This is a genomic window from Aliarcobacter faecis, assembly GCF_013201705.1.
In the GTDB taxonomy this organism is placed as follows: domain Bacteria; phylum Campylobacterota; class Campylobacteria; order Campylobacterales; family Arcobacteraceae; genus Aliarcobacter; species Aliarcobacter faecis.
Window position 1 is genome coordinate 158,199 of the sequence record NZ_CP053837.1, and the last position, 13,584, is coordinate 171,782.

Genomic DNA, 13,584 nt, shown 5'->3' on the forward strand with positions numbered 1-13,584 from the left:
GGAAAAAATTTGGATAAAAAATCGATAATTATTTTAGCAGCTGGTCAAGGAACTAGAATGAAATCAGAACTTCCAAAAGTTCTTCATAAAATCTCTGGAAAGCCAATGCTTTATTACTCTATAAAAGAGGCTTTAAAATTAAGTGATGATATTACAGTAGTTCTTTATCATCAGTTTGAAAAAGTTAAAAAAGAGATGGAGAAATATTTTTCAAATATAAATTTTGTAATTCAAGACCACCAAAACTTCCCTGGAACTGGTGGAGCAGTTATGAATATAGTTCCAAAATATTCTAAAGTTTTAGTTTTAAATGGAGATATGCCTTTAATCCAAGCAAGTGAGCTAGAAAAATTTGATTTAGATGCAACAATTGTTATGTCTGTTTTAGAGCTTCAAAGTGCTGATGGTTATGGAAGAGTTATTATAGAAAATGGTAATGTTAAAAAAATAGTTGAACAAAAAGATGCTTCAATAGACGAGTTAGCAATTACAACTGCAAATGCAGGAATTTACCAATTTGAGACAAAATTCTTACTTGAAAATTTACCAAAATTAAATAACAACAATAATCAAAAAGAGTACTATATAACTGATTTAGTAGAGATGGCAATAAAAGAGGGGAAGATTTTAAAACCTATTATTGTAAATGAAGAGAATTTTAAAGGAGTTAATTCAAAAGTAGAGTTAGCTGATGCTGAAGTTATTCATCAAAACAGAATAAAAAAAGAGTTTTTAAAAGCAGGTGTTATTATGCGATTGCCTGATACTATTTATATAGAAGAAGAAGTGCAAATTGAGGGTGAAACTATTATTGAGAATGGTGTTTCACTTTTAGGAACTTCAAAAATTATAAACTCTCATATAAAAACAAATAGTGTTATTGAAAACTCTTTGATAGAAAATAGTGATGTTGGACCAATGGCAAGAATTAGACCTGATAGTAAGATTATAAATACACATATTGGAAACTTTGTTGAGACAAAAAAGGCTGAATTAAGAGGTGTTAAGGCAGGGCATTTAAGCTATTTGGGGGATTGTTTTATAGATGAAGGAACAAATATTGGTTGTGGAACAATAACTTGTAACTATGATGGAGTAAATAAACACCAAACAATTATAGGGAAAAATGTTTTTGTAGGAAGTGATACACAATTTGTTGCACCTGTTATAATTCAAGATGATGTACTTATAGGTGCAGGAGCAACTGTAACAGGTGATATAAAAAAAGGAGCCCTTTTTGTAACTAGAGCAAAAGCAAAAGTTTTAGATGGGTACTTTTATAAACATTTTGAGAATAAGAAAAAATCGTGATTTTAAAAGATAAAAAAATACTTGTAGCAGTTACTGGCTCAATTGCAATATATAAAACTTTGGATTTAATAAGGCTTTATATAAAAGCAGGGGCAAATGTAAGAGTTGTGATGAGTGAAGCTGCTAAGAAGTTTATAAATCCTATCACTTTTGAAGCAATTAGTCAAAATAAGATTTTAGATGAGACAAGTGAAAATTGGGATAAAAGTCAAGATTATAATCATATAGATATAGGAAAATGGGCAGATATTTTGGTAATTGCACCAATTAGCGCAAATACTATAAATAAAATTGCAAGTGGTTTGGCTGATAATTTGCTTTTACAAATAGTTTTAGCTTTTAAAAAGAGAATTATTTTAGCACCAGCAGCAAATACAAATATGATAGAAAACCCTATTACTAAAAAGAGTCTGGAAATTTTACAAAATTTAGGTTTTGAAATTTTAGGTACTCAAACAAAAGAGTTAGTTTGTAAAGATGTTGGAAATGGTGCAATGGCTGAGCCAATAGATATTTTTCATATTACTTGTAAAGAGCTTTTAAAAAAAACATATTGGGAAAATAGAAAAGCTATTTTAAGTGGTGGTGGAACTATTGAAAAAATAGATGATGTACGATATATATCAAACTTTTCAAGTGGAAAAATGGCTTCAAGTTTAGCAACAGCTTTATACTATTTAGGGGCAGATGTCTCTTTGGTAGCTTCAAGAGGATATGAAAATAGCCCAAAAAATATAAAAACTATAAAAGCAAACTCTAGTTTAGAATTTCAAGAGAGTTTAGAAAAAGAGCTAAAAGAGAAATCTAAGAAAAAACCATATCTTTTTATGGTCGCTGCAGTTAGTGATTATATTCCTAGTTTAAAAGTAGATGGAAAACTAAAAAAAGAGAGTTTAGGAGAGATTTGGAATTTAGAGTTAATCAAAAATATAGATATTTTAGCAACTATCAATAAAAATGATATTTTTTCTATTGGCTTTAAAGCTGAGATGGATAAAGAAAAAGCTAAGACAAATGCACAAAATATGTTAAAAAATAAAAATCTTGATGCAGTTTGCTTAAATATTTTAGATGAACAAAATAGTTTTGGTTCTTCAAATAATAATATAGAGTTAATTTTTGAAGATAGCTCCAAAAATTTTAGTGGAGATAAACTTCTTATCTCATTTGATATTTTAGAAAATTTAGAAAAAAAGTTTAAAGCTTATGAATAGCCAAAATCCCCCAAAACATATTGCAATAATTATGGATGGAAATGGAAGATGGGCAAAAAAACAAGGACTTAAAAGAACAGCAGGTCATGAAGAGGGTGCAAAAGTTGTGCGAAATATCACAATACATTGTGCAAAATTAGGAGTTAAATATCTTACTTTATATGCTTTTTCAACTGAAAATTGGTCAAGACCAAAACTTGAAGTTGAATATCTTATGAGACTTTTAGAAAAATATCTAAAAAATGAGTTAGATACATTTTTACAAAATGGAATAAGATTTAAAGCTATTGGAGATTTAAGTAAGTTTTCAAAATCTTTACAAAATACAATAAAAGAGATAGAGGAGAAAACAGCAAATAATTTGGGGCTTACTCAGGTATTAGCTTTAAATTATGGTTCAAAAGATGAGATTTTACGAGCCATAAAAAAGTTAAATGAGAAAAATTTAGAAGTAACAGAAAAAAATTTTGAAGCTTGTCTTGATACAGCAGGATTTAGTGAAGTTGATTTACTTATAAGAACAAGTGGTGAAGTAAGACTTTCAAACTATCTTTTATGGCAAAATGCTTATGCAGAGATGTTTTTTACAAATACTTTGTGGCCTGATTTTACTACAAATGAGTTAGATAATATAATCGAAGATTTTAATAAAAGGCAAAGAAGATTTGGCGGAGTTTAATATTTTACAAATTATACTTTTTACAATATTTACTATAAATTTAATCGTTTTATCTTTTTATGATTTAAAGTATAAAGCAGTACCTGATTATTTGCTTTTAATAGCTTTGATTTTATCTTTTTTTATTACAAAATTTGAGTTTTTAGAAGCTTTAAAAAATGCTTTTATTTGTGTTGGAGCTATTGTTTTATTAAATTTCTTAGTTACTTTTTATATACAAAATATAAAATCAAGAATTTTAAAAGATGAGAGTTTAAAAACACAAACTGCTTTAGGAGAGGGAGATATACCTATTATTGCTTCTATTGGAGTGATTTTAGGTTTAGAACTTACAGTTTTTGCTATTCTTTTAGGTGCAATAATTGCTATAATACAAGCAATTTATCTTAAATTTATCAAAAAAGAGAGTGAAATCCCATTTATTCCATCATTGGCTTTGGGATTTTTTATAGAGTATTTTTTTAACTTATCATCAATTTTTAAGGATTTTTATTGAGATTAAATAACTATTTACATTCGCAACTTGCAATTACATTTTTTCCAATATTTTTGGGACTATTTTTTATTACTTCAGTTGTATTTCTGGTAAAAATAGTATCTTTGACTTCAGTTATTAAAATGAATTTTATTGAATTATTTCAATTATATTCATATACAATACCACAGATTCTATTATTTACATTACCTATATCTTACTTTTTGTCATTAGCAATCAGCATATCTAAATTGTCAAGTGAATATGAAATGGCAGTTATAACGGCTTTTGGTATTAGTCCAATTAAGGTCATTAAATTATATTTTCCAGTTACACTTTTAATTTCTCTATCTTTACTTGTAGTGACATTAGGATTAATTCCAAAAACAAAATATTTAATGAATGAATTTATTGATTATAAAAAGAATGAGGCAAATTTTAATATAAAAGAGAGTGAATTTGGTCAGAAATTTGGTGATTGGCTAATTTTTATTGATAAGAAAGAAGATAAAATATATAAAAATGTTAAACTTTTTAAAAATGAGAATGCTAAAGAACAATTAATAATAAGTGATAAAGCTATTTTAGATAATGATAAAGGATATTTAACTTTTAAACTAACAGATGGAACTATATTTGATATGAATAATAATGAATTAAATCAAATAAATTATGAAACAATGTATATAAACGAAATAGTTGAGAATAATTCATTATTTACATTTACAACAAGTCTTAATTATTGGATTATTAGTTTAAAGCATAATTTAGATAATGAATCATTTGTATTTTTTATTTTGACCTCTATTTTTCCTTTGATATCTTTGTTTTTTGTAGTAACTTTTGGATATTTTAATCCAAGATATGAAAAAAATAGGACAGTTGCTTATTCTATTGTTGCTATTATCTTTTATTATGTATTAATAAAATATTTAGGAGATAGACTTTTACTTCATTCTTTATATATTATTCCTATTTTATGGATAGTTTTGGGTTATCTTTTATATAGTAAAACTACAAAAAAAGAGTACTGATTTGAATCTTAAGTTTACAATATCTTATGATGGAAGCTCTTTTTTTGGAAGTCAAAAACAACCAAATAAAGCTACTGTTGAAGATGAGCTTTTAAAAATTTTTAAAAGTATCAATATTGAAACAAAAATTATACTTAGTGGAAGAACTGATAAAGATGTTCATGCTACAAAACAGGTTTTTAATTGTGAAATTCCAGAATATTGGAGTGATTTAGAAAAACTTAAAACTATTATAAATAAAAGAGTAAATCCTAGTATAAAAATAGTAAAAATAGATAAAGTAGCTTCTGATTTTCATGCAAGATTTTCTGCAAAAAGAAGAGTTTATAGATATTTAATTACTCAAAAAGAGTTAAATCCATTTAATACAAAATATATAACTTATGTAAAAAATGTAGATGAAGAGCTTTTAAAAAATGCAATAAAAGAGTTTATAGGAGTTTATGATTTTAAATATTTTCATAAAACAGGAAGCCAAAAAGAGCAGACAAAAAGAGAGATTTTTGATACAAAATTTTATAAATATAGAGATATTTATGTTTTTAGATTTGAAGCAAACTCTTATTTGAGAAGTCAAATTAGGCTTATGGTTGGATTCTTACTAGCAATAAATGACAAAAAATTAACAATAGATGATTTAAAAAATCAATTAAATCTTACAAAAAGAAGTTTCAAAACTCCTACAATATCAAATGGATTATATCTAGCAAAAATAAAATATTAGAAAATATTTAATAAGACTTGACAAACATTGACTCACTTTGCTATAATTATTTAGCAGTTTAAGACATAGAGTGCTAAAAGGAAAATCTATGATAGATAAAAAAGAGTTTTTATTACAATCTATTATTAAAGCATACATTGAACACCTTGAACCTATTGGTTCAACTCAATTAAAATCTATGTATGATTTAGAGTACTCAACTGCAACAATTAGAGGATATTTTAAAAAGCTTGGTGATGAGGGATTTTTAGCACAAGAGCATATAAGTAGTGGTAGAACTCCTACAAATGAAGCTTTAAAACAGTATTGGTTAGGAAAACTAAATTTTAAATTATCTGGAATAAATATAAAAGCTTTAGAGTATTTAGCTAATAATATTGGTTTAACTGTTTTTCTAAAAAAAGAGAAAAGCGATGTTTTACAAAATATTATAAATGTTGAAAATAGATATATTATTTTGGAGTTTACGAGTTTTGCAGTTAGCATAAAATATAGTTCTGCTTTATATAAGTTTTTAAGTGATTTTTTACAAAGTTCACTAAAAGATATTTTGAAAATTTCAAAAGATGTTGGAGCTTATGAGCTTTATAGTACAATAAATCATACTTTACAAAGTAGTGATTTTGAAATCTTTAACTATAAAGAATTTTTAAGTCTTGCACTAAATTATGATTTTGATGAGTTTACAATAGATAGATTTCTAAAAGGGTCTATACTTGATGAGTTAAAAGATGGACTCTATTTTGATGGTTTTTTACCACAAAATTATATGGGGATTTGTAAATTCTGCAAAATCAATAATGAAGATGTAAAGATGTTTGTTGTTGGTGAGTTATCAAAAGATTATGAATACTTTTTTGAACAAATTAAAAATTTTTAAGGAGAAAAAATGAGTGAAATAAAGCAAGATGAATTAGTAAATGAAGAGTTAGAAAAGACAGAAAATTGTTGTGAAACACAAGAGTGCAGTGAAGTAAAAGAGGAGAGTTTAGAAGATGTTGTTTCTAGACTTGAAGATGAATTAAAACAGAGTGAAGATAAGTTTTTAAGAGTTCATGCTGATTTTGAGAATATCAAAAAAAGACTTGAAAAAGAGAAGTTTATGGCTATTGATTATGCAAGTGAAAAATTTGCAAAAGATTTATTAGCTCCACTTGATACTTTAGAGATGGCTTTACAATCGGCAAATGCTAATATTAGTGCAGAAGAGCTACTTCCTAAATTAAAAGAGGGAATAGAGCTTACAATTAAAAGCTTTTTAACTACTTTTGAAAAACATAATATCACAAAAGTTGCAACTGATGGTGAGTTTGACCCAAATGTTCATAATGCAGTTATGCAAGTGGATAGTGAAAATCATGAAAGTGGACAAATAGTTGCAGAGTTACAAAAGGGTTATTTATTAAAAGATAGACTTTTACGACCATCAATGGTAAGTATAGCAAATTAATATTTGACCGTAATGTCAATAAACTATGAAAAAATGAATTTAGAATTTAAAATAAAAACTTAATAAAAGGAAAAAAAATGAGTAAAGTTATAGGTATAGATTTAGGGACAACAAACTCTTGTGTTGCAGTTTATGAAAATGGAGAAGCAAAAATTATTCCAAATAAAGAGGGAAAAAATACAACTCCATCAATTGTTGCATTTACAGATAAAGGTGAAATTTTAGTTGGTGATCCAGCAAAAAGACAAGCAATTACAAACCCTGAAAAAACAATTTATTCTATTAAAAGAATTATGGGTTTAATGATGAATGAACCAAATGCAAAAGCGGCACAAAGCAAAGTTGGATATAAAATTGTAGATAGAAATGGTGCTGCAGCAGTTGAAATTGCTGGAAAAGTTTATACTCCACAAGAAATCTCTGCAAAAATTTTAGGAAAATTAAAAGCTGATGCAGAGGAGTATTTAGGAGCAAAAGTTACAGATGCAGTTATTACAGTTCCTGCATATTTTAATGATGCACAAAGAAAAGCTACTCAAGAAGCAGGAACAATTGCAGGATTAAATGTACTAAGAATTATCAATGAACCAACAGCGGCTTCATTAGCTTATGGTTTAGATAAAAAAGGTGAAGAGAAAGTTTTAGTTTACGATTTAGGTGGAGGAACTTTTGACGTTACAGTTTTAGAGATTGGTGATGGGACATTTGAGGTTTTAAGTACAGATGGAAATGCTTTCTTAGGTGGAGATGATTTTGATAATAGAATTATTGATTGGTTAGCAAAAGAGTTTAAAGATGAAAATGGTTTTGATGTTAAAAATGACAAAATGGCGCTTCAAAGATTAAAAGATGCAGCTGAAAATGCTAAAAAAGAGTTAAGTAGTGCTGAATCAACAGAGATTAATTTACCATTTATCTCTATGGGAAGTGCTGGACCAATCCACCTAGTAAAATCTCTAACTAGAGCAAAATTTGAGTCTATGACAGAAGATTTAATTGATGAAACTTTAGCTCATATCAAAGTTGCATTAAAAGAAGCAAACCTTGAAAAAGGTGATATTGATGAAATTATTATGGTTGGTGGAAGTACAAGATTACCAAAAGCAAACCAAGTTGTAAGAGATTTCTTTGGAAAAGATTTAAATAAAGGTGTAAATCCAGATGAGGTAGTTGCTGCTGGAGCTGCTGTTCAAGCTGGAGTTTTAAGAGGAGATGTAAAAGATGTTCTTTTACTTGATGTTACACCATTAAGCTTAGGAATTGAAACTTTAGGTGGAGTTATGACAAAACTTATTGAGAAAGGAACAACTATTCCAGTTAAAAAATCTCAAGTTTTCTCAACAGCTGATGATAATCAACCAGCAGTTTCAATCCATGTTTGTCAAGGAGAAAGAGAGTTTGCAAAAGATAATAAATCTTTAGGAATGTTTGAACTTTCTGATATTCCAGCAGCTCCAAGAGGTGTTCCTCAAATTGAAGTAACATTTGATATTGATGCAAATGGTGTTTTAAATGTAAGTGCAAAAGATAAAGGAACAGGAAAAGAGAATAAAATTACAATCTCTGGAAGTTCAGGATTAAGTGATGATGAAATTGCAAAAATGGTAGCTGAAGCTGAAGCAAATAAAGAGACTGATGCTAAGAAAAAAGCTTTAATTGAGACAAGAAACCAAGCTGATGCAATGTTACATAGCACTAGAAAAACTTTAGAAGAGAATGAAAATGTAATTAGTGAAGATGAGAAAAAAGCTATTATTGATGCTGCAGCTGATTTAGAAGCAATTTTAAAAGATGATAATGCAACAAAAGAGCAAATTGAAGAGAAATTAAAAGTTTTAACAGAAAAATCTCATAAATTAGCTGAAGCTATGTACAAAAAAGAGGGTGAGCAAGGACAAGGTCAAGCAAACCAAAAAGCAAAAAAAGATGATGATGATGTTATCGACGCAGAAGTAGAGTAATCTCTACTTCATGCAAACTCTTCTTTTCCTATTTTTAACTTTTCTTATAGTAATATTTTTACTGTATATTTTTTTTAAATCAAAACAAAACCGTCTTTCTAAACTTTTAAGTGGAACTTGTCCTCGTTGTCTTGAGACAAGAAAAAGCTTTGTTGATAGAAGTACAAATATAACATTTACTAATGAGATAATTGAGACAAGAGTTCTAAAAGACTATGGTTGTTCAGGCATAAAAGAGGTTGAATTTTCTTGTAAAAGTTGTGGTTTAAAAGAGATACACTCTATAAATTCTCAAATGGGTTGTGGTATATGAAAAATTTAATATTTATAATTTTAGCTATATTTTTAATAAGTGGATGTTCAAAAAAACAAGAGCAAATTCCACAATCACCAGTTATAGAAAAAGATAAAGAGGTGGTAATAGAAGATTTAGAACATAAAATTGAAAATGGTATGAAAAAAGTTTCTTTTTTAGAAATTGATGGCTTTTTTGATGATGATTTAAATCATGCTTTAGAGGTTTTTAAAAAAGATTGTAAAAAATCAAAAAGATATGATGAGTTTAAAAATGTTTGTAAAAAAGCAGAGTTTGAAAATGATGGAAGAAGATTTTTTATCTCAAATTTTGAGCCTTATAAACTTTTTGATAGTAAAGCGAAAGATGAAGGTACAATTACAGGTTATTATGAGCCACTTTTATATGGAAGCTTAAAAAAAAGTGCTAGATATAAATATCCAATTTATAAAACACCAAAAAACTTAATAGTTACGGATGGAGTAAATTCAAATGGAAGTAAAAGAGGGAAAATTGTAAAAAATAAGATTGTTCCTTATGATACAAGAGAGCAGATAGAAAAAAATCCAAAAAACCCAAATTTAGTTCCAATTGCTTATGTTGATGATAAATTCGATTTATTTTTCTTACATATTCAAGGTAGTGGAAAAATAAAACTTGATACAGGAGAGCTCATAAATGTGGGTTATGCTGAACAGAATGGTTGGCCATATATTAGTATTGGTTCATATTTGATTGAGAAAAACTATATCACAAAAGATGAGATGAGTGTTCAAGCTATGAAAGATTTTTTCAAAGCGAATCCAAAAATAATGGATGAAGTTTTTAAATCAAATCCTAGCTATATCTTTTTTAGAGTCTCTGAAAGTGGTGCAACAGGAGCTTTAAATACTGTTTTAACAGCAAAAAGGAATTTAGCAGTAGATAGAAGCTATATTCCTCTTGGAATGCCAGTATTTTTAAGTACAAAAAATCCTGTTACAAAAGAGCCTATAAATCAAATGATGGTTGCAGCTGATGTTGGTGGAGCAATCAAAGGTGAAATAAGAGCAGACTTTTTTTGGGGATTTGGTGATGATGCTTTTAATTATGCTGGAAGAATGAAAGAGAAAGGGAAAATGTATATTTTAAAACCAAAATATTAAAAAAATAGTTGTTGTAATTTACATACAACAACCATTTCCACAGCAAGAGTTTATAGGTTCATCTTTATAAAATTTGATTACAAGATTATTAAAAATCTCTTCTATTTGAAACTCATGCTTCTTACAAAAAGTTTTGTTCATTGTATTTTTCATCTCAATTGCTTTTAGTAAAGCATCATCTTTTGAAGAAAAATTTAAATTATTTTGTAAATGACTTTTTTTAAAACAACCACATTGGTCTTGAATAATAATTTTAAACATAAATAATATCCTATAAAAATAAAAATTAAGGGCAAAATTTTATCAAAATTTATGGTTTAAAGCAAATTAATAATAAAAAAGTGGTACAATCTAATTAAATTTTAAAGGAAAGTAATGCATATAACAAATCTTTTATCACAATATTTTGGTAAATTTGCAAGTAAGAAATTTCCAAGTTTTATTCAAAAGACTATAAATACAAGTTATGTAAAACTTATGAAACTTGATATGACAGAGTTTAAGAATGCTAAACACTATAAGACATTGAATGAGCTTTTTACAAGAGAGTTATTAATAGATAGAAAAATTGATGATTCTGCAAATATCTTTATCTCTCCAACAGATGGGTTAATAACTGAATGTGGAAAGCTAGATTTTGATATAGCTTTGCAGATAAAGGGCATGAAATATAGTGTTGAGGAGCTTTTAACATACTATTGTAGTGATAACTTTGATAAAATTGAGAATGGAGATTTTATGAATTTTTATCTCTCTCCAAAAGATTATCACAGATATCATGCACCAATAGATTTTAAGCTAAAAAAATTAATTCATGTTCCAGGAAAATTATATCCAGTAAATTTAAAATATCTAAATAAAGAGTTTGAACTTTTTATACAAAATGAGAGAGTAATTTTAGAGTGTGAAGCTCAAGGAAAACTATTTTATATGGTTTTTGTTGGAGCTTTAAATGTTGGACAGATGGTATTTACTTTTGAGCCACAAGTTGAAACAAATAGAGATACAAAAGAGATAAAAGTTTATAATTATGACAATATAGAAGTTTCAAAAGCTGATTGTTTAGGTTATTTTAAAATGGGTTCAACTGTTGTTATGATTTGGGAAAAAGATTTTGTAGAGTTAGAAAATCTTTTAAGTAAAGGTGTGAAATTTGGACAAAAGATTTCAAATATAATTTAATTATAAAATGTATATAAGTAATAATATAAGATGAATACAAAACTTTTTTTTAAAATCGCTTGGTTATTAATTGTTAGCCTTTTATTATATATAGCATTTGTTATATTTTTTTTATCTCCCAAAATAAATAATTATTTATCAAATATTGAATTAGAAATATCAAAAGGACAATTTGAAAGAATAGTACAAGCAATAAATAATGAATCAAGAAAATATGAAGAAAAAGAGCAATTAATAGAGCAAGTAAAACTAATAGTTTCTAGTTTAACTTTAGGAAAAGCAGGATACATTTTTATTTTTGATGATAAAGGGAAAATTATTTTTGATCCAAGTGGAGAGTTTTCTTCAAAATCTTTGGAAGATGTAATAATTCCAGGGGTTGGAAAAAAATATCTTTATGAAGAAATGAAAGCCCATGCTATTACAAAAGAGCCACTTGAGTATGAATGGAATAGGATTTATGACCCATATAATTATAACTATAAAAAGATATCTTGGATAGTTCATAATGATAAATTCAACTGGTATATAGCTTCAAATGTATATAAAGATGATTTTTTAAATTTTACTGCAGGGGTTAATTCTTTAATTCTAAATATTTCAGTTCTTCTCTTTGGAGTTTTAACTCTAATTGGAGTTTTTATTACTGTTAAAATAGTTGCTCCTATTAACAAAATGCTAACTGAAGTAAATAAAATAAATGTAGTTTCTAGTTTAGATAAAACAGAAAAATCTAAAGATGAAATAGTTTATTTATCTAAACAATTTAATACTTTAGTTGATGAAGTAGAAGCGAATAGAAAAAATATTGAGATTCAAGAAAAAGTATTTAAAAATAGGCTTTATATAGATTCTTTAACAGGAATTAAAAATAGAATAGCTTTAGAAGATGATATTAAAAATTGTGAGTTTGTTTCTATTGTTTTAATAGATATTGACTCTTTTGCTGATATAAATGAACTTTATGGATTTAATGTTGGTGATTTAGTTTTAGTTGAAACAGCAAAAGTTTTAAATAATTTTTCAGAAAAATTTGGAGTTACTCCTTATCGATTATATGGAAATGTATTTGCTCTTGTAAATACAACAATGATGAATTTTTCAAGATATGATGAGTTTATTAGTGAAAGTTTAAAAGTTTTTAAAGAGAAACCAATATATGTAGAAAAAGAGAATTTGGAGCTTTTTATAAATGTTACTTTGGGAATTTCTATTGCCCAAGAAGACCCTGTAAAAACAGCAACAATAGCTCTAAATAAAGCTAAGAAATCAAATAAAAGATTTTTTGTATATAACACAGAAATAGATACAAAAGAGTCAATTAAGAACTCTATTTATTGGAGAGAAAAGATTAAAGAAGCTATTGCAAATGATTGTGTAATTCCATTTTTTCAACCAATTTTTAATACTGAAAATAAGATTGTAAAATATGAAGCTTTAATGAGAATAAAAGATTTTGATATGCATGGAAAAGAGATATTTCATCTTCCATATCTATTTTTAGATACAGCTTTTAAAACAAAGCAGTATTTAAATCTTGTAAATCAGATGCTAGGAAAGATTATAGTACTTTTGCCAACAACAGAAAAATTTATCTCATTTAATATTAGTTTTGATGATATTATGAATAATGATTTTATAGATATGTTAGATAAATATATAGATAAACTAGATATTGAAAATAAGGCAAAATTGGTTTTTGAGATTTTAGAGAGTGACTCTATAAATGAGTATCAAATTCTTGATGATTTTGTAAGTAAATATAGAAAACAGGGTATAAAAATAGCAATTGATGATTTTGGAACAGGATATTCTAATTTTGCACATATTTTAAAAATTAGGCCAGATTTTATAAAAATTGATGGTTCTTTAATTAAAAATATTACAACAGATAAAAACTCAAGTGAAATGGTAAAATCAATTATTGATTTTTCAAAAGCTTTAAATATTAAAATTACGGCAGAGTTTGTTCATAGTGTAGAAGTTTACAAAAGATTATTAGATTTAAAAGTAGATGAGTTTCAAGGTTTTTATTTAGGAAGACCAGAAGCAACAATAGAGTAGTTTAATCGAATAGAAAGTATATTTTAGTAAAAATTGATAAACTTAAATAC

14 protein-coding genes are annotated in these 13,584 nt (G+C 26.8%); 13 read left to right on the top strand and 1 reads right to left on the bottom strand.

Going from position 1 to position 13,584, the window contains the following annotated elements:
- Nucleotides 1–9: 9 nt before the first annotated feature.
- From glmU to mltA, 11 genes are all read left to right on the top strand, one after another.
- A complete protein-coding gene (glmU, locus tag AFAEC_RS00770) occupies nt 10–1,311 on the top strand; it encodes a bifunctional UDP-N-acetylglucosamine diphosphorylase/glucosamine-1-phosphate N-acetyltransferase GlmU (protein WP_026806724.1) in 1,302 nt (433 codons plus the stop codon).
- Nucleotides 1,308–2,525 carry a bifunctional phosphopantothenoylcysteine decarboxylase/phosphopantothenate--cysteine ligase CoaBC gene (gene coaBC, locus AFAEC_RS00775; protein WP_026806723.1) on the top strand — a complete coding sequence of 406 codons (1,218 nt, stop codon included), beginning with the start codon at nt 1,308–1,310 and terminating at the stop codon, nt 2,523–2,525. The genes glmU and coaBC overlap by 4 nt, the downstream gene beginning before the upstream one ends.
- Entirely contained in the window at nt 2,518–3,204 is a 687-nt protein-coding gene (locus tag AFAEC_RS00780) for a di-trans,poly-cis-decaprenylcistransferase (RefSeq protein ID WP_026806722.1), read from the top strand. Before coaBC ends, AFAEC_RS00780 begins: the two co-directional genes overlap by 8 nt.
- A complete protein-coding gene (locus AFAEC_RS00785; protein ID WP_225442384.1) occupies nt 3,191–3,700 on the top strand; it encodes a prepilin peptidase in 510 nt (169 codons plus the stop codon). Before AFAEC_RS00780 ends, AFAEC_RS00785 begins: the two co-directional genes overlap by 14 nt.
- Nucleotides 3,697–4,713: an LptF/LptG family permease gene (locus AFAEC_RS00790; RefSeq protein WP_026806721.1), complete on the top strand. Its 1,017-nt coding sequence runs from the start codon at nt 3,697–3,699 to the stop codon at nt 4,711–4,713. The genes AFAEC_RS00785 and AFAEC_RS00790 overlap by 4 nt, the downstream gene beginning before the upstream one ends.
- 1 nt (nt 4,714) lies before the next feature.
- Nucleotides 4,715–5,437 (top strand): tRNA pseudouridine(38-40) synthase TruA, encoded by a 723-nt coding sequence (truA, locus tag AFAEC_RS00795; protein ID WP_026806720.1) that lies wholly within the window; start codon nt 4,715–4,717, stop codon nt 5,435–5,437.
- Between the two features lie 88 nt (nt 5,438–5,525).
- Complete coding sequence (locus AFAEC_RS00800; protein WP_026806719.1) at nt 5,526–6,317, top strand: heat-shock regulator; 792 nt, start codon at nt 5,526–5,528, stop codon at nt 6,315–6,317.
- 9 nt (nt 6,318–6,326) lie between these two features.
- Nucleotides 6,327–6,887: a nucleotide exchange factor GrpE gene (gene grpE, locus AFAEC_RS00805; protein WP_026806718.1), complete on the top strand. Its 561-nt coding sequence runs from the start codon at nt 6,327–6,329 to the stop codon at nt 6,885–6,887.
- A gap of 77 nt (nt 6,888–6,964) precedes the next feature.
- Nucleotides 6,965–8,848, top strand: coding sequence for a molecular chaperone DnaK (gene dnaK / locus AFAEC_RS00810; RefSeq protein ID WP_026806717.1), 1,884 nt, complete (start codon nt 6,965–6,967; stop codon nt 8,846–8,848).
- 10 nt (nt 8,849–8,858) lie between these two features.
- Nucleotides 8,859–9,161 carry a hypothetical protein gene (locus AFAEC_RS00815; protein ID WP_026806716.1) on the top strand — a complete coding sequence of 101 codons (303 nt, stop codon included), beginning with the start codon at nt 8,859–8,861 and terminating at the stop codon, nt 9,159–9,161.
- Nucleotides 9,158–10,288: a murein transglycosylase A gene (mltA, locus tag AFAEC_RS00820; RefSeq protein WP_026806715.1), complete on the top strand. Its 1,131-nt coding sequence runs from the start codon at nt 9,158–9,160 to the stop codon at nt 10,286–10,288. Before AFAEC_RS00815 ends, mltA begins: the two co-directional genes overlap by 4 nt.
- Before the next feature lie 18 nt (nt 10,289–10,306).
- On the opposite strand, the gene AFAEC_RS00825 is transcribed toward mltA, so the two are convergent.
- Complete coding sequence (locus AFAEC_RS00825) at nt 10,307–10,549, bottom strand: hypothetical protein (RefSeq protein ID WP_026806714.1); 243 nt, start codon at nt 10,547–10,549, stop codon at nt 10,307–10,309.
- 114 nt (nt 10,550–10,663) lie between these two features.
- Between AFAEC_RS00825 and AFAEC_RS00830 the strand changes: the two genes are divergently transcribed.
- Both AFAEC_RS00830 and AFAEC_RS00835 read left to right on the top strand, forming a co-directional pair.
- Nucleotides 10,664–11,470 (top strand): phosphatidylserine decarboxylase, encoded by an 807-nt coding sequence (locus AFAEC_RS00830; protein WP_026806713.1) that lies wholly within the window; start codon nt 10,664–10,666, stop codon nt 11,468–11,470.
- A 30-nt stretch (nt 11,471–11,500) separates the two neighbouring features.
- Complete coding sequence (locus AFAEC_RS00835) at nt 11,501–13,534, top strand: EAL domain-containing protein (RefSeq protein WP_081754545.1); 2,034 nt, start codon at nt 11,501–11,503, stop codon at nt 13,532–13,534.
- Nucleotides 13,535–13,584 lie beyond the last annotated feature (50 nt).